Origin of the sequence: Dyadobacter sp. CY312, assembly GCF_021390535.1 — a bacterium.
Taxonomy (GTDB): Bacteria; Bacteroidota; Bacteroidia; order Cytophagales; family Spirosomataceae; genus Dyadobacter.
This window is the reverse complement of record NZ_JAJUXG010000007.1, coordinates 109819-127969: the sequence shown is the minus strand read 5'-3', so window position 1 is coordinate 127969 and position 18151 is coordinate 109819. Positions and strand designations below refer to the sequence as shown.

At 43.3% G+C, this 18151-nt stretch carries 10 protein-coding genes; 9 read left to right on the top strand and 1 reads right to left on the bottom strand.

Going from position 1 to position 18151, the window contains the following annotated elements; genetic code table 11:
- The first annotated feature begins 8 nt into the window (after positions 1-8).
- The 9 genes from LZG71_RS10285 (at position 9) to LZG71_RS10245 (ending at position 16960) form a co-directional block, all read left to right on the top strand.
- Positions 9-1505 (top strand): RagB/SusD family nutrient uptake outer membrane protein, encoded by a 1497-nt coding sequence (locus LZG71_RS10285; RefSeq protein WP_233820081.1) that lies wholly within the window; start codon positions 9-11, stop codon positions 1503-1505.
- Between the two features lie 30 nt (positions 1506-1535).
- On the top strand, positions 1536-2675 hold the full coding sequence (locus tag LZG71_RS10280) for a hypothetical protein (RefSeq protein ID WP_233820079.1): 1140 nt from the start codon (positions 1536-1538) through the stop codon (positions 2673-2675).
- A gap of 181 nt (positions 2676-2856) precedes the next feature.
- Complete coding sequence (locus LZG71_RS10275; protein WP_233820077.1) at positions 2857-4656, top strand: FAD-dependent oxidoreductase; 1800 nt, start codon at positions 2857-2859, stop codon at positions 4654-4656.
- A 104-nt stretch (positions 4657-4760) separates the two neighbouring features.
- Entirely contained in the window at positions 4761-5762 is a 1002-nt protein-coding gene (locus LZG71_RS10270; RefSeq protein WP_233820075.1) for an FAD:protein FMN transferase, read from the top strand.
- A 38-nt stretch (positions 5763-5800) separates the two neighbouring features.
- Positions 5801-8389 carry a beta-L-arabinofuranosidase domain-containing protein gene (locus LZG71_RS10265; protein WP_409013611.1) on the top strand — a complete coding sequence of 863 codons (2589 nt, stop codon included), beginning with the start codon at positions 5801-5803 and terminating at the stop codon, positions 8387-8389.
- A gap of 192 nt (positions 8390-8581) precedes the next feature.
- Complete coding sequence (locus LZG71_RS10260) at positions 8582-10579, top strand: sialate O-acetylesterase (protein ID WP_233820073.1); 1998 nt, start codon at positions 8582-8584, stop codon at positions 10577-10579.
- Positions 10580-10630: 51 nt separating this feature from the next.
- Positions 10631-12352 carry a sodium:solute symporter family protein gene (locus LZG71_RS10255; RefSeq protein WP_233820071.1) on the top strand — a complete coding sequence of 574 codons (1722 nt, stop codon included), beginning with the start codon at positions 10631-10633 and terminating at the stop codon, positions 12350-12352.
- Between the two features lie 11 nt (positions 12353-12363).
- Positions 12364-14442 (top strand): glycoside hydrolase family 2 protein, encoded by a 2079-nt coding sequence (locus tag LZG71_RS10250; RefSeq protein WP_233820069.1) that lies wholly within the window; start codon positions 12364-12366, stop codon positions 14440-14442.
- Between the two features lie 226 nt (positions 14443-14668).
- Positions 14669-16960 (top strand): FAD-dependent oxidoreductase, encoded by a 2292-nt coding sequence (locus tag LZG71_RS10245; RefSeq protein WP_233820059.1) that lies wholly within the window; start codon positions 14669-14671, stop codon positions 16958-16960.
- Positions 16961-17025: 65 nt separating this feature from the next.
- Here LZG71_RS10245 and LZG71_RS10240 read toward each other — a convergent pair whose 3' ends face one another.
- Complete coding sequence (locus LZG71_RS10240; RefSeq protein WP_233820057.1) at positions 17026-17973, bottom strand: Rpn family recombination-promoting nuclease/putative transposase; 948 nt, start codon at positions 17971-17973, stop codon at positions 17026-17028.
- Positions 17974-18151 lie beyond the last annotated feature (178 nt).

Sequence of the window (18151 nt, the reverse complement as noted above, 5' to 3'; positions counted from 1 at the left end):
TTTTTATAATGAAAACCATATTAAAAAAAGTAACTAGTTTTTCCGGAATCTTTGCAGCTTCTGTGTTGCTTGGTTCTTGCGAACTTAACGAAACCATATACTCTTCTATTTACACAGAAGACTTTTACAAAACAGCGGCGGATGCTGAAAAAGGCCTCATTAGTGCGTACGGTGCCCTCAAAAGTCTTGGTGCTGCACCTGCGCTCACCCTTGTTGCAGATTTTAGTGACGACCTTACTTATCCACGGGGAGTAGTAGGACGTAACACGCTCACTTTGTTTACATATGATGTTAATTATACCACTCAGAAAAGTAATGCACGGGTCAATGAGTCACCACAGCATATCTGGTCTGCATCGTATAGTGGTATAGAAAATGCTAACTGGGTAATTGCCAAAGTTCCAGCAGCTTCAATGGACGAAACCAGAAAAAAACAGATCATTGGCGAAGCCTATTTTCTACGAGCTTTTTATCATTGGTTTCTAACAAAAAACTTTGGAGACGTTGTAATCAAAACGACTCCCAGCTATACGCAGGCCGAAGCATTTACCAATAAAAGCCCAAAATCAGATGTTTACAAACAAATTTACAGTGACCTGGACCAGGCACTTGCTTCGGGTTTGCCATCTTACCCTGCAGTTGACAAAGGCCGCCCATCGAAAGAAGTAGTAAATGCATTGTATGCAAAAGCGGCACTGTACAACGAAGATTATACCAAGGCATTAGAAAAAGCCAAAGAGGTCATCAGTTCTAACAAATATGCTTTAGTCGCCGACGTACAAGACGTTTATCGATATAACATGGAGGACGCTGCGAGGATCGAAAACATGTGGGCCTATGAGGTCGACCCGATTTCGCCGGGAAATAGTCACCAGTTGGTAGGTTTGTGCGGCCCTCCCGGAAGCGCCGCTCCTGCTTATGCCAAAAGCTCCTTTGGCTCTATGTTTGCTTATCAGGCCTTTTTCGATTCCTTTGATCCCAAAGACAAACGAAGAGCTTTGTTGGATACCAATTATATCGACAAAACCGGTAAAGTGGTCCCGCAGAAAAGTATTACTCCCATCACGACACAGGGTGTTTTAATCAAAAAATACCAGGATCCGGTTTCAACTATTGGTTTTGTACCGAACATCCCCATACTCCGGTTACCCGACATGTACCTCATTGCGGCCGAAGCTGAGGCTCGTCTGAATGGCGCTACGACGGTTGCTTATGGCTTTATAAATCCTGTAAGAAAACGAGCAGGGCTTCCAGATTTATCAGTTGGCCTTACAAAGGATGCGTTTATCGAAGCAGTTTTACAAGAAAGAGCCTGGGAATTCTTTGCGGAAGGTGACCGCTGGTATGATTTGACTCGCACCAATAAATTCCTGACTGTAATACCAAAGGCAGTAAACAGTGTCTATCCAAATCGTCCGGTACAGGCGAAACACAAGTATTTCCCGATACCACAGGATGAGATCAATGCCAATCCAAAGTTGGAACAAAATCCTGACTGGAGATAGATCAATGTGTGTGTTTTAAAATTGAAGTTTATGTTGAAATCCATCATCTTTTCGCTGCTGTCTCTCTTGCCTCTGCTTTCATTAGCAGAAGGTAAGGGTGTTGATATTGGTATAAAGAATGGCCATAAAGCTGTAACGAAAATTGGAACCATCCGAGAATTCACAATTACTGAAAACGATACTAATTCCTATACCCTGAAACTGGCGTTGGATGATTCCGGGAGGCCTCAATATTTCTTCCGGAACATCTTTACGCCTGTGTGTTATACCAATGAATGCAAGCCGGTTCACATCGATTTTTACTGGGACTTGCTTGGTAACTACATACGTTATGAAATGCCAAAAGGTAAAATCCTGACCAAGGTAGATCATGACGAATTTGAAGAAAAGGACTATCAGAAACTGGCCGATATTCTATCCCGGTCCAATTCGATCTTCGCTGATCTTAAAATGGAAGATTTGCTCACATCGGGAACCGACAGCCTGACCGACGATGTGGATGCCAAAACCGGGGCAACGCTTAAAACCATTAAAAATGATGTGATCGACGGAGCTGTTTATACCTGTTTTACCTTATGGCACATTGCTTACGGCAAGCAGGTGGTGAGTGAAATGAAGCGGATTACAGACACTTACCTTACCGATGAAATGCTTCACAAATTCATTTCCAGCGATAATTATCACTACCGGTATTGGGCTATGGAAAAGGTAATTGACAAAAACGGTTCGGTTAAAAAAGCTTTTGAAAATGATATCGAACAGGTCATTGCGGGCAAAAATCTATTCACTGCCCGAACGGCATTACAAAAGGCTGGAAACCGTTTCTTCGCTAATGCTACCAGACAAAACTGGCTTTGGAATACTTACAACGCAACTTCCTATCCGATGCAGGTTGCCATTTTGAAACGGTTGACAGATGTTCCCATCATTGCAAGTCTGGAACAGAAACTGGCGGCAAGTATTCAGGAATCCAATCAGGAACAAATCAGATTAAAGCTGGGGATTTTGACAAAACAGAAACAATTGTCTGAACCAACAATGCTCATGCTTGCAAAGAACCTGGAAATGGACAATGAGGAATTAGCCTCCAAAATTTTCGAAACCCTGGAACATTTCCAACCTAAAAATAAGGAGGTAAGAAATAAGATGAACCAGTATAAAAGCAGGTAATAATCTAGAAAAAATGATAAGCAGAAATAACTCAAATCTTTCACAACCCGGATCAAAATAGCCCGAAAGGCTTACTCTCTCAACCCCGGAAGAAATCCGGGGAGGAAGTGCGCGGAACCAGATATAGCTATGAGAACCGGAAGAAGCCCTGGGAATTACAATAACTAAACCTAATACCCCTATGAAAATCAACATAACAATACTCTTATTATTCCTTACGGTCCAACTTTTTGCCCAGAACCATGTCTTCGTGGAAACGGAATCTTTCGAAAACAAAGGAGGGTGGGTGATCGATCAGCAGTCGTTTGTGGTGATGAATTCATCATACATTATGGCGCACGGAATGGGACGACCGGTTAAAGATGCGTCTACAACAGTTAAATTTCCCAAAACAGGGAAATATCGCATGTGGGTTCGCACGAAAGACTGGGCTCCTTTTCCAAAAGGTCCGGGCAAATTCCAGGTTTCGGTTGATGGTAATGCGATCAAACAAATTTTCGGAGAAAGCGGGTCGGACGAGTGGAAATGGTACGATGGCGGCGAAGTGGATATCAAAAATGTGCAGACCAAACTATCATTAAAAGACCTTACCGGCTTTAACGGACGTTGCGATGCAATCCTGTTTACCGATGCTCCAAAATTTACACCTCCAAACAAACTGGACGAACTGACCGCATTTCGCAGAAAACAGCTAAATCTGACTGAAACGCCTTCTACCGCCGGAAGGTTTGATATGGTGGTAGTGGGAGGTGGTATTGCCGGGACTTGCGCAGCCATTTCCGCAGCACGTATGGGTATGAAAGTGGCATTAATCCAAGACAGACCTGTTTTGGGTGGAAACAACAGCTCCGAAATACGTGTGCATCTAATGGGCGATGTAGACAAAAACCATTATCCAAAACTAGGCCGCATTGTACGTGAAATGGACAATGGCGATCCCGGTAACGGAAATCCTGATGCGAAGGAATATGGTGACAAACGTAAAATTGACATCATCAAAGCGGAGCCCAACATCACTCTCTTTCTCAACACATTCGTTTTTAAGGCAGAAAAACAAAACGATATTATTACTGCTGTGGTAGGCCGAAACATTGCTACCAATCAGGAAACAAGGTTTGAAGGTTCATTTTTCTCTGACTGTACCGGTGACGGAACGTTAGGATTTTTGGCTGGTGCCGACTTCCGCATGGGTAGAGAAAGCAAAGCAGAAACAGGCGAATCGCTGGCGGCTGAAAAATCCGATGATTTTACACTGGGGACCTCCAATTTGTGGGCTTCATTGCCGGTTGATTCAGTGACCAGTTTCCCGGAAACACCATGGGCTTTACAGTTTTCAGACGAATACCACATTGACCAGACAAAATCGGATTGGGAATGGGAAACCGGTTTCGGGAACTTCAACACCATTACACAGGCTGAACAAATCCGCGACCATAATCTTCGCGCCATTTTCGGAAACTGGTCTTATTTAAAAAATAGCAAAAAGGAAAAGTTCGCAAAACAGGAACTTGCCTGGGTTGCATATATTGGCGGGAAGAGAGAATCACGAAGATTAATTGGAGATCACATTCTGAACCAGATGGATATTCAGGAAGGCAAGTTTTATCCCGATGGCTCAGTTACAGCCACATGGACGATTGACCTGCATTTTCCCAACGAAAAAAACAGCAAGTATTTCGAAGGTCAGGAGTTTTTTGCCAGCACCAAACACATTAAAGTAGCGCCGTATACGATTCCGTACCGCTGCTTATATTCAAAGAACATCCAGAACTTATTTATGGCAGGAAGGAATATAAGTACCACGCATGTCGCTTTTGGAAGTACTCGTGTAATGCGTACGTGCGGCATGATGGGCGAAGTGGTAGGATTTGCAGCCGCTTTGGCTGCCAAATACAAAACATCGCCAAGAGGTGTTTACGAGCATCATTTGCCCGAACTTGTTGGTGTTTTAAAAGGTGAAACACTGGCTCCGCAACCGTAATTTTTATGCCACGGATACACGGATTTTACACGAATGTAGATGTAATCATTTTTTTTATTCGTGAATATTCGTGCATCCGTGGCAAACAAAAAAACAATTAGTCAATGAGTTTCCAAAGATTGATATATGCTACATTTCTCATCCTGTTTTTATCACAAAACAGGACAGCTGCTCAATCTATTCCTATGGTTTCCGTCAATGGCAAAGCTCAGGGTACTACTTACAACATCAAATATTTCGATACAGAAAAACGGAATTTTAAAATACAAATTGATTCTATTCTAACTGATTTTGATAAGAGTTTGTCGCTCTACCGGGACGATTCGGAGCTGTCGCTTTTTAACCGATCGCATGCCATCAAATTCACAACACCCTACTTTTACCCGGTGCTGGCGAAGTCGAAAGAGGTTTATGAGGCAACCAATGGAATGTTTGATCCGACGATTCTGCCACTCACCGAAGCTTATGGTTTTGGAGCTAATGGAAAAAATCAAAACGCGAAGTTAGCGGTGGATTCTGCACTAAAACTGATCGGCTTCAATCAGATTGAGTTTGACTCCATATCGGTTCAGAAATCCAAAGAAAATGTTCGGCTTGACTTCAACGGAATCGCTCAGGGCTATTCGGTGGATGTAATCAGCAGATTTTTAGAACAAAAAAACATTAAATGTTACATGGTTGAAATTGGAGGGGAAATTGTCTGCAAGGGTACAAAAAATGATGACAAGCCATGGATTACAGGTATAGATAATCCGCTGACACCAGGTTCACTTTATGCGACGGTAACTCTAACCGACAAAGCCATGACCACAGCCGGAAATTACCGGAATCATTTTGAGAAGGACGGACAGGTTTTCAACCATCTTATCAATCCAAAAACGGGTTCCATGGAGCAGACTTCTCTGCTAAGTGTAACCGTTTTCGCAAAGGACGCTATTACTGCTGATGCTTACGATACCGCCTTTTTTGTAATGGGTATTGAGGAGACGAAAAAATTTATAAAGCAGCACAAACACATCGATGTATTCCTGATATACAATGATACGACTGGGAAACTCAGCTCCTACGCGTCAGAAGGAATCAGGAATTTTATAAAAATATTATAGGGAAAGAAAATTTTAAATGATGATTTAACCGGCGTACAATGATTAAAATGAGAACATATCTGATCCTGTTTATCTGTTTCGTTTTTCCGGAATTGATCTTTGCCCAAAAGAAAACTCCTACTGACCTGATGAATGATCACATTCATGTCAGCTGGCAAAATAACGGCAAGCAGGAGTGGAAAATCAACAAGGTTCAGGTTAAAAAAAATGGTAAATGGATCGACGCTCTGGTACCATCAGGTGAGTACACTTTGCTTTATTCCGAAACCAAACCGTCGGACGAGCCAAAAGAGACATTTGAAAAAATTACTGGCGGGAAGTTTCCCGAAGAGGCCTACCACTACCAGCAGCTGCAATGGAAAGAAAGCACCACTGAGGTTTCTTTAAACAAAGCAGGACAGGTATTTCACTTTTTCCCATCGGCGATTCAGGTTAAAAGCAATGAGGTGGAATTGACAAAAGAGACCGAGGTAGCCACCATCATCTCCACCTGGAAGCTAGACCCGGCATTTCCAAACGATATACAGGTTACGATGCGCCTTATTCCCAGAAAAAAAGGTTTCTTTTCACTGGCAACACCAACGCTGGCCACCCTACCCGCAGACAAGATGGCCTGGGTATCTGTACCCGGGTATTTTCAGGGAAATTTCATGCAGAAAAACTTTGCCCTTGCGTATGCTTACGGCCATGGGGTTCCGAACCGTCCGGTGATATATCGTGAACGTTGCGCCACCACTTTAAGTCCTCTCATGAGTTCAAAAACGGGCGTTACCCTTTCCGTTATTCCCGAACCCGGACTTGCCCGTGATCCCTGGGCAAAGGACAAATACACACAAACGGACTGGTTTGTTGGCCTGTCACATATGAACCGAAGGTCGCAGCTTTCGCCCACGCTCTATTATCCGGTTTTGGGTGAAGCAAAATCGGAACGTAATGCTGATGAAGAAATCACCTATTCCTTCCGTTACAGCCTCACCGACGGCGACTGGTTTCAGGCGGTGAACCATGCGGCTTATGATATTTATAAGTTCAAAGAAACGCTAGCGCTGCGCCAAAGCACACAATCGCTTACAAGCAGGATCGAAAATATGCATCATTACCTCACTGATCCAAAAACCTCTCTTTGGAATATTGAGGAATACAAAGGCAAACAAATTGGCGCGCAATCCTATCTTGGCGGTGTGGTGGGCTCCAATAAAGATGCCATGAAAAATGCTGACTACGGCGCCATGTGGATGTTGGCCAATACGACCAACGATCCGGAATTGAAAGAAAAAGTGTTACCGCCAGCTTTAAATTTTAAGTTGGTACAGCAGGATACAGAAGATGATTTTTTCAAAGGTGCGATAGAAGGACAATATTATCTTACCAAAAAGAAAAAATTCGTGGAAGAATGGGGCGAGGTGGTTGAGCCTATCGCGCTCACCTATTACGTAATGCTCGACATCGGCAACATGCTGTTGTTCGAACCAAATAATACAGAACTAAAAGAAAGGCTTAAATACGGCGCCGAAAAATTACTTTCCTGGCAAAAACCGGATGGAAGTTTTGCCGTTGCTTACGACCGCAATACGAAAGCAGAACTCTTCAAAGATATTAAAGATGTACGTCCTTCTTTTTATGGATTAATTGTCGCCTACCGAATTTTAAAAGATGAGAAGTACCTGAAAGCTGCGCAAAAAGGAGCCGACTGGCTAATCAAAAACTCAGTAGAAACAGGTTCGTTTTTAGGTGTTTGCGGCGACGCAAGTTATGCTCCCGATTTCGCAACCGGACAATCGGCTCAGGCATTTCTGGATCTGTATGATTTGACCAAAAACAAAAAATATCAGGATGCAGCCATCACCTGTGCCAAAATTTATACGACATCCATCTATACACACCCTATTGCCACGCAGGAAGTTAAAACGGTGAACGGAACCAAAAGACAGGACTGGGAAATTAGCCAGACCGGATTGAGCTTCGAGCATGGAGGAATTTTTGGTTCGGCCACACGCCACGGACCTATTCAATTGGCAAGCCATGCCGGTATGTTCATTCGTATGCATCAGCTTACAGGCGATCAGATTTTTGCAGATATGGCCCGCTCATCTGCCATTGGCCGGGACGCTTTTGTGGATAGCAAAACCAGCGTAGCCTCTTACTACTGGCAAGCCATGAACAAAGGAGCCGGTCCTTATCCGCATCATGCATGGTGGCAGGTCGGCTGGATCACCGATTATCTTTTGTCCGAAGTTGCGCTACGTTCCGATGGCAAAGCTTCTTTCCCAAGAGGTTTTGTAACACCAAAAGTCGGACCGCACCAAACCTATGGTTTTGAACCTGGAACAATTTATGGCAATAAGGCAAGCCTGGTGATCAGAGAAGGTTTCGTAACCGGTCAGCTTCCCGTTGTGGATGCCGTTCTTGCCGAGAATACAGAAAACAAGGAAGCTTATATCATTTTGCTCAATAACCGGGCACAACCGAGTGAAGGAAAAATTTCTCTCAATGCTGAAAAATGGGCAGCGGGTAAAAAGATAAAAAGTATTTCTAAAACGGCATCAAAACAATCCGTGACCAACCAATCTATTGACTATCAAATACCCGGATTTGGGATGGAGGTTTATACAGTCACTTTTGAATAGTCAACAGTTTAAAGAACGGACCAAGGCAATGAGCACAGGGCAAACGCATTTAGGCTTTTGTCAAATGCAAGATACCCACCGCAACGGCGGACCGTCCGCCGTTGCGGTGGGTAAAAACTCATAAAAAAAGAATAAGGTTATCCAACAAAATTTTCAAATGCGTTTACCATGCAATGAGCCCTGCTAATTCCTATGAATAAAGTAAAAAAGACAATCTACCTGAGTTTGATTCTGTTCTGCATTGCACAGATTTCGTTTGCCAAAAGCGGGATTAAACTCCCCTATTTCTTTGGCGACAATATGGTTTTGCAACGTGAAAAACCGATTCAGTTTTGGGGCACTGCCAATCCAAAAGCGACATTTACCATTGAATTTTCCAATGAGAAGAAGAAAGTTAAAGCCGACGCTGACGGTAAATGGAACATTAGCTTTCCTGCAAAAGAAGCTGGCGGGACGTATGACTTAAAAATCATTTCAGACAGCTCGTTTTCATTTAAAAATATCCTGATCGGCGATGTATGGCTTTGCTCCGGACAGTCCAACATGGAGTGGCCGGTTTATAAGGCTTTCAACGCCCCTTTCGAACTAAAAAACGCAGATCATGCTGAGATTCGATCTTTCACTGTGCCCAAGGATTTAAGTTCAGCGCCACGTAACAATACATCTGAGGCATTGTGGCAAATTTCAACTCCCGAAAACACCGCCTCTTTTTCTGCTGTCGCCTATTTTTTTGCAAGAGAAATTTACAAATCCAGGCATATCCCTATTGGCATCATACACGCTTCCTGGGGAGGAACATTCATTGAGCCATGGATCGGACTAAAAAGTATAGAACAACATCCTGATTTCTCCAAACTGGCTGATAGCTTTCAAAAAGAAATGCAGAAAAAGTCAATTGAAACCAGTCAGACTGAATATGCCGCAGCTACACGAACATGGATGGATGGCATTCAAAAAACAGATGCAGGTTTTGCAGAAAATTGGTATTCTCCCGCCTATAAACCTGAAAACTGGAAGACGCTAATAGCACCGGGATACTGGGAAGAACAGGGATTATCTGACTTTGACGGAATTGTGTGGCTTCGCAAAGAAGTAAATGTGCCTGCTTCCATGAAGGGGAAATCGCTCATGATCAATCTGGAAACACTAAAAGATGTTGACATCACCTATTTCAACGGAACAGAAGTTGGCAAAACTTCCTGGCAGCCGGGCCGCAGGATTTATATTATTCCAGGTGAATTGGTAAAAGAAGGCAAAAATCTCATTACAATCCGCATTGAAAACACTTCTGGCTTCGGTGGTTTCACAAGCAAAAATGCCATTGATCTGAGATTGCAGGAATTGGTAGAATCCGATCAGCCGCTCATCATCCCATTGTCAGGAAACTGGCTCTATAGAAGTACTTTGAAAAAAGGCGCATATCCGGATAAACCAAGCGAGCCGGCGGACAGGAAGAGACCGTCAGCAATCTATAATGCCATGATCGCCCCGTTTGCAGATCTGGGAATAAAAGGTTTTTTGTGGTACCAGGGAGAAGCCAATGCCTCCGAAGCAGCTAAATACCAGAAACTTCTACCGCTTTTAATTAACGACTGGCGCAAACAGTTTAACCAGGGAGAGCTTCCGTTCATTATTTCGCAGCTTTCCGGCATGGGGGCTCTGAACCCGAATCCGGAAGAATCGCATTGGGCTGAAATGCGGGAAGCACAGCAGTCGGCTTTGGCAATTCCTCAAACCGGAATAGCAGTCACGATGGATGTAGGAAATCCGTATGACGTTCATCCCGTTTACAAGCAGCAAGTCGGTGAGCGCATGGCAGCCGAGGCAAAAAGGCTGTGTTATGGAGAAAACAATCTGCAAACTTCTCCATTGTATCAGTCGATGCAGATTGAAGGACAGAACATCCGGATAAAATTCAAATATGCCGCCAACGGATTGTCCGCACGGAATGGAGCTTTGAAAGGATTCGCCATTGCCGGAGTGGACGGAAAATTTGTATGGGCCAACGCCAGAATCGAAGGAAACGAGGTAGTTGTCTGGAAAGATGAAATTCCGGAGCCAAAATCCGTGCGCTATGCGTGGGCATGGAGCCCGGTGGAAGGCAACGGCGCCAACCTTTACAACAAAGAAGGTTTCCCGGCAGCACCGTTCCGTACAGACAGCCCATTGATAAAATTAAGTTCAAAATAACATTATAAACACGAGCCGACAGCTGATTGCTGAAAGCCAACAGCCTAATTTATGAACAGTACTATTGATACCATCGTAATTGCCGTTTTCTCTGCCTTTGTACTGGCAATAGGTTTGCTTTTTGCAAGAACGGGCAGAAATTTAAAATCCTTTTTCGCAGGAGGAGAAGCCGTGCCCTGGTTTATTGGCGGACTATCGCTGTTCATGAGTTTCTTTTCAGCCGGGACTTTTGTCGCCTGGGGATCTATTGCATACAAACACGGCTGGGTTGCTATCACTATTCAGTGGACAATGTGTATTGGAGCGCTCGTAACGGGTCTTTTTCTTGCACCTTACTGGAAAAGAACAGGTGCACTTACAGCAGCAGAATTCATACGTGAACGGCTGGGCCTGCCTGTTCAAAAAACCTATATTTTCATCTTTACACTCGTATCCGTTTTCATTAAAGGTTCGGTTTTGTATCCCGTGGCACGACTAGTGAGTTCTTCGCTGGATTTACCTTTGATGCCCTGCACCATTGCACTGGGATTGTTTATGATCGCCTATACCGCAGTTGGTGGACTTTGGGCTGTCATGGTAACAGACATTCTTCAATTCGTGGTTTTATGTGCCGCAGTTTTTATTCTGCTGCCGTTGTCGTTCGACAAAGTGGGCGGCTGGGAAGGTTTCACTCAGAACGTTCCCGACGATTTTTTCAATCTGCTCAACGGTGAATACACGATCGGGTTCGTGCTCGCTTACGTCATTTACCACATTTGCTATATAGGTGGAAATTGGACCATGGTGCAGCGCTACACGAGTGTGGACAGTGAAAAATCAGCGAGAAAAGTAGCGTTCCTTTTTGCCGGATTGTACCTGATAAGCCCGGTGATCTGGATGTTTCCTCCGATGATTTACAAGGCAATTAATCCGTCGCTTACAGGTATGGATACTGAAAATGCTTATCTGATGATATGCAAACTCGTATTGCCTCCGGGCTTACTTGGGCTGATGCTTACGGGTATGTACTTTTCTACCTCTGCCAGTGCAAACACAGCGCTCAACGTAGTTTCTGCGGTATTTACCAATGACATTTACAAAGGGATGGTTAATCCGCTTGCTTCTGATAAACAGCTCATTCGCGTGGCAAGAGCTTCATCCTGGTTTTTTGGCTTGGGTATGATCGGGATCGCTTTGCTGGTTCCGCTGGCAGGTGGCATTGTGGAGGTGGTTCTGAGTATTTCGGCCGTATCCGGCGGCCCCTTGCTTGCGCCTCCCCTTTGGGCTCTGTTTTCAAAGAGGCTGACCAGCAAAGTAACGCTGTGGGTTACCGGCATCGGTCTTTCAGTTAACCTTTTCTTTAAAGTACTGGCCCCGCTGCTGCTCGATTTCAAGCTGTCGCGGGCAATGGAAAACATTTTGGGCGTTGGGCTTCCATTATTGCTGCTTCTCGCTTATGAACTTTGGGCAAGATCAAAAGACAAAACCGCACAGGAGTTTTTAACGTATCAGGTTTCAAGGGAGCAAAAACGGGTTGACAATCTGATTGAAGCAACACCAGAAGAGGCATTGGAGATTAAACGTCAGAACAAATTCGGCTTGCAGGTAATTGCAGGAGCCCTGCTTTTCACCTCTGTCATACTGTTTGTACTCAGTACTTTCACAACTTCCGGAGCAGAAATTACCGCCATCATCGCCGGGGTAATTCTGGTAGCAACGTTGATTCCTTACAGTGCTTCGAAGAAGATAAAGATGCAAAGTCAACCCATTGAATTTCCAAACCCTGTTAATTGACAAAATCTTACATGAAACGATTTCAATTTCAACATTTCTTCCTTTTAATCTTATGCATTGCGCAAAGTTCTTTTGCCCAATACTCCATCCGGCGCCCCGACGCGATTCCGCTTCATGGCGAATGGTTATTTGCGCTTGATCCTGCTAACATGGGACTTCCAGGAAAATGGTACATGCAGAACGTTCCTCAGGGCGGAAGGTTCGATAAAGTGACCGTACCACACTCCTTTTCTGTGGACAAAAGATATGAATTTTACACAGGCACGGTTTGGTATAGAAAGCCATTTACGTGGAAACCGGCTACCAATAAGAGAGTAATCCTGCATTTCGATGCAGCTTATTACAAAACCGATGTTTGGCTCAATGAACAAAAAGTAGGTTCACATGAAGGAGGTTATACTCCTTTCCACTTCGACGTCACTGATTTTTTAAAAGAAGGCAACAACATTTTAGCAGTATCTGTCAATAATGATACGTGGCAACCAGGCAGCATTCCTGGTGCCAAAGACGACAACGCAGTAAATGATCCTTTCGTAGGCTGGATGAATTATGGCGGTCTGATTCGTCCGGTTTATTTCACGATAGAATCAGAAGTTTACTCTGAAAACATGAAGATTGATGCACTTCCTGATCTTGAAAAAGGTACAGCCACGATCAAAACTCAACTTCGGATCCGCAATGCTTCTACAAAACCAGTTTCTCCGAAAACAGGTATTTCAGTCAGTTTTGATCAGAAAGAAATTCCTTTAAAATGGAAGACAAAATCGGTTACCATTCAGCCGGGTCAGACAGGAATTGTTGAATCCGAAACAGCTCTGACGTCGGCACAGGTCAAACTATGGAACCTGGATGATCCGAACCTTTATCAATTGAAGGCATTCTTAGGCTCAGATACCCTGTCAAGTAATTTTGGAATACGTAAGGTTGAGATCAAAAATGTACAGCTTCAATTGAATGGGAAGCCTTTGAAATTAGGTGGCGGAAACCGCGTTGTGGACTACCCCAAACTTGGATCTTTAGAGCCTGATTGGCTGATAGAAAAGGATTTCAGACTGATGAAAGAGGCCGGAATGGAGTTTCACCGACTTACACACTACACACCTTCGGAACACTTTTACGACCTGGCAGACAAATACGGGATGCTGATCATCACCGAAGCCGGAAACTGGCAGCTCACGCCAAAGCTGATGAACAATGATACAATCAGAAAAAATTTCCACCAGCAATTTAAAGAAATGGCCGAACGCGACTGGAACCACCCAAGTGTGATCGCATATAGTGTTGGTAACGAATATAACTCTTTGGGTGATGCAGGACAACGGTGGACAAAAGATATGATCGATTATGCCCGCAACCTTGATCCAACCAGGCTTTATACTTTTGCAACGATGCTATTAAACACGCTTCCAAAAAAACCGGAAGACGAAGCAAGTCAGTATGTAGATTTCGTGAGCACCAACACCTACGGGAATCATGCAAAAGCACTGGATCACATTCATGCACTCTATCCCGAAAAACCGATACTAATATCAGAATGGGGATTGCGGGCAGATAGTAAGGAAGAAACGACCCAAGGACTGCTAAAATCATCGGAACATGATTTCGGGTCCAGTGAGGTTGTTCAGGCAAAACATGTTTCAGAGGTTGTTGCCGAAATACGCAAGAGGCCATACGTAATAGGCGCCTCCTGGTGGACCTACAATGACTATCAAAGCAGATTCCATGGATCCAATCCCAATGGCTACCGTCCCTGGGGAATTGTCCGCCCCGACAGAAGTTTACGGCCTGCCTATTATGTATATCAAAAAGAAATGTCGCCAGTTACAATCGAAAAAACAGGGTTTAAAGTTGGCGATCAGGGAGAGCATGTGCTGACCTTGAAAGTAACCGCCCGTAATGATTTCCCGGCCTACGCTATTCAGGGTTACTACATTCAAACTTCTGGAAAATCTGTCAACATTCCCAACCTTAATCCCGGCGAAAGCAAGGAAATTGAGATTGCGGTGAAAGGATTTGACAAAAATCTTAAAATAAACATTTTCAAACCAACAGGATTCAAAGTTCTGGACGAGACAATTGATTTAAAATAAACTATACAAAGTAATTGGCCACAGAAATAAGGATTTCACGCAGAGTAAAGAAATTATACGCAGAGGACGCAAAGTCTTGTATTTGAACTTGTATTTAGTGCTAAACAAAGCCTGTTTCTATCACTTAAATTTAACACAATACGCTTTTTTACAAGCACTTAATACTGTTTACTTTAAACTCCATACTGTTAACTTAATACCAGGCTGGCAAAAAACATTTAACAAAATGCTAAAAGAAGAATACACATACAAAAGAACTCCAAAATCGGCTTCAATTTCGTCGGATCTTGTTATCGTGGGAGGCGGACTAACCGGAACCTGTGCTGCCATTACAGCGGCAAGAGCGGGGATAAAAGTAATCTTGGTACAGGACAGACCGGTTTTAGGAGGCAACTGTTCAAGTGAAGTCCGTCTCTGGATATTGGGCGCTACTTCGCACATGGGGAACAACAACCGCTGGGCTCGCGAAAGTGGTGTGATTGACGAGATCATGCTCGAAAACATTTACAGAAATCCGGATGGCAATCCACTTATTTTCGATACGGTTCTGTTGGAAAAAGTAGTGGAGGAAAAGAACATAACATTGCTTCTCAACACCGCGGTTTTTGATCTTGACAAGAATCAGGAAGGAAGCGCAGATGAAGACAAAATCACTGCTGTCCATGCCTTTTGCAGCCAAAACAGTACCCAGTACACATTATCAGCTCCACTGTTTTGTGATGCATCAGGAGATGGAATTGTGGGTTTTCTGGCCGGAGCAGCATTCCGTATGGGCGCGGAATCAATGGAAGAATTCGGCGAGAAATTCGCACCGGACAAAGCCTATGGTGAATTGCTAGGACATTCTATGTACTTCTATTCCAAAGATGCAGGTCGGCCTGTAAAATTTGTTCCGCCCTCGTTTGCCTTGCAGGACATCAAAGACATCCCTCGTTACAAAACATTCAATCCCAAAGATTTTGGCTGCCGGTTATGGTGGCTCGAATACGGTGGCCGACTTGATACTGTACATGACACTGAGAAGATAAAATGGGAACTTTGGAAAGTAGTTTACGGAGCCTGGAACTACATCAAAAATTCAGGTGAATTCCCCGAAGCTGAAAATATGACTTTGGAATGGGTCGGCACCATTCCCGGAAAGCGTGAAAGCAGGCGTTTTGAAGGTGATTATATGCTCAAACAGCAGGATGTTGTAGAGCAAAAAGTCTTTGAAGACACTGTTGCATTCGGTGGTTGGAGTCTCGATTTACACCCTGCCGATGGAATTTACAGCGACCAGTCAGGTTGCAATCAATGGCACAGCAAAGGCGTATATTCTCTGCCTTACAGATGTTTTTACAGTAAAAATATAAGCAACCTTTTCATTGCCGGAAGGATTATCAGCGCTACGCACGTGGCTTTCGCATCTACCCGGGTGATGGCAACAAGCGCCGTTGGCGGGCAGGCTGTTGCAGTTGCAGCGGCTCTTTGTAAAAAGTATGATTGCACGCCAAGAGAATTGGGGACTAAATATATTAAACAACTACAACTGGCTTTATGGCGTTCGGGACAATATCTTCCTCAAACGGATGTTGCCGACAGAGAGAATCTGGTAACACAAGCAGTGGAAATAAAGGCATCCTCAACCTTAAAGTTGACTGAACTTCCAGGTTCAGATTTCTGGGCGGTTATCAAAGATTCCGTCGCGCAAATGCTTCCAATAGCTAAAGGCTACATGCCATCAGTAACTTTTCAGGTGGAAGCAGAAACGGATACAACGTTAGCGGTTGAGCTAAGAAAAAGCAGTAAATATTTCAACCATACACCCGACGTTACGATTGACTTTCAGGCTTTTGAGCTCAAAAAAGGAAAACAGGAAATCACTGTCAACTGGTCTGTGGATTTTGATGAAACATGTTATGCATTTGTCTGTTTCATGAAAAACCAGCAGGTTAAAATCCGGTACAGCGAAATGAGGGTTACGGGATTGGTTTCTGTTTTCAACGCTACCAATCCAGCTGTGTCCAATTACGGAAAGCAGCAACCAACGGAAGATATCGGTGTGGATACATTTGAATTCTGGTGCCCGCAACGCCGCCCCGAAGGGAGAAATATTGCCATGAAATTCGGAAAATCGCTGGAAGTTTTTGGTACAGAAAATATTACAAATGGCCTGCACCGCCCCATTTCACAACCTAATGCCTGGGTTGCTGACACGAAAGACAAAACTCCACTTTTGACCATTAGCTGGAATGAACCAACAACAATTTCAAGGGTAGATTTCGTATTTGATTCCGATTATGATCATCCGATGGAAAATGTTATTTATGTCCACCCTGAAACGGTAATGCCCTTCTGTGTACAGGATTTGCAGGTGCTTACTTGTAATGATGAAGTAGTTGGAACCATTGAGAATAACCATCAGAGCAAAAGAACAATTTACTTAAAAAAACCTGTTACTACGCAGCATCTGAAGATCAGACTTTCAGGATCAGCAACAGACGTACCTGTTGCATTAATGGAAGTGAGGTGTTACTAAAAAACAACCCGAACCTCCTGATTATTGACAGGAGATTCGGGTTTTATAAAATCTTTGGTGGTGAACTATTTGTTAAGATTCAACTGAACATTTCTTACAAACTCCTGTGACACATTCGCCAGAGCTGCAATTTTGGTATGGTCAAAATCGGTATTTTTCAAAAGGTTTGACACAAATTCTGATTTCCCCTGAGCTATGCCTTTTTCTAGTCCTTTTTCAATACCTTTCCCAATTCCTTCTTCCAAGCCAATTTTCCTACCTTTTTCTACAAAAATGTCCAACGTGCTCATAACCTTATCTTTAATTTTAAACGGTACAGCTTCAAGAATATCAACAATATTATTTTCTTTCAATTCACTTCGTTCAAACAAGTAAACAATAAATCCACTTTGCAAATTCCCATCAATACCGTCGGACCACACAAGCAATCTTACCGCATTTAACTCCAACCACTTTTTGTTAAAACTGTATTTGAGTGCCAGCATAGAAGCAACAAGAAATTTATTCTCTAAAAGCTCAATCTGTTCGTCGCTTATCTCACCCAAATCATTGTAAATATAATCGAAATTGGGAACAAAGCTTCGTAAAGCTGGTTCCAAATTTACAAATAAGTCTGATAGTGTTTGGTACTCCCAACGCTTCTTCCCATGGTAAAGCAGAATTGGAATAATCATTGAAATTGACTCTTTATTCACCACCTGCTTCATCAACCCGGCAAAAATATAACCACCAATTTGTACCGGCGTATTCTGATCGACATAACTTTTGTGCTCAATCAACAGGCATATCTTCACAGGTTCACCCATATCCTTTTTTCGGCATGTATAAACAATATCCGACATTGTTTTATGTAATTCTTTGGAGACATACGTGTCAGTACTCTGTTCAAGTGAATCTAAGTCAAGTAAATCCCTGACAAGACCAGGCAGAAAACCTTTAAAATAATCTCTTGCTACATTTTTATCGGACATAATAGATCGGATAAAATTGTCGTGAATGGATAGTTTGCTCATGAGATGAAGTAATCAAAGCGCAATGTATGTAATGATTTTAAATAAAGTTCAGAACCGCCATCCGGGCACCATATCCGGCCTCCCTCTTTGAAAATTAATAATTTGATTCTACTTTTGTAGCCTGAATAGCAAACACTTGTTTGCTATTTTATTGAAAATATACTCTATAATAATAGTA

Coding starts and splice junctions, on each gene's coding strand:
- LZG71_RS10275 (WP_233820077.1), top strand. CDS start 2,857: ATGAAAATCAACATAACAATACTCTTATTATTCCTTACGGTCCAACTT.
- LZG71_RS10280 (WP_233820079.1), top strand. CDS start 1,536: ATGTTGAAATCCATCATCTTTTCGCTGCTGTCTCTCTTGCCTCTGCTT.
- LZG71_RS10240 (WP_233820057.1), bottom strand. CDS start 17,973: ATGAGCAAACTATCCATTCACGACAATTTTATCCGATCTATTATGTCC.
- LZG71_RS10260 (WP_233820073.1), top strand. CDS start 8,582: ATGAATAAAGTAAAAAAGACAATCTACCTGAGTTTGATTCTGTTCTGC.
- LZG71_RS10245 (WP_233820059.1), top strand. CDS start 14,669: ATGCTAAAAGAAGAATACACATACAAAAGAACTCCAAAATCGGCTTCA.
- LZG71_RS10285 (WP_233820081.1), top strand. CDS start 9: ATGAAAACCATATTAAAAAAAGTAACTAGTTTTTCCGGAATCTTTGCA.
- LZG71_RS10255 (WP_233820071.1), top strand. CDS start 10,631: ATGAACAGTACTATTGATACCATCGTAATTGCCGTTTTCTCTGCCTTT.
- LZG71_RS10250 (WP_233820069.1), top strand. CDS start 12,364: ATGAAACGATTTCAATTTCAACATTTCTTCCTTTTAATCTTATGCATT.
- LZG71_RS10265 (WP_409013611.1), top strand. CDS start 5,801: ATGATTAAAATGAGAACATATCTGATCCTGTTTATCTGTTTCGTTTTT.
- LZG71_RS10270 (WP_233820075.1), top strand. CDS start 4,761: ATGAGTTTCCAAAGATTGATATATGCTACATTTCTCATCCTGTTTTTA.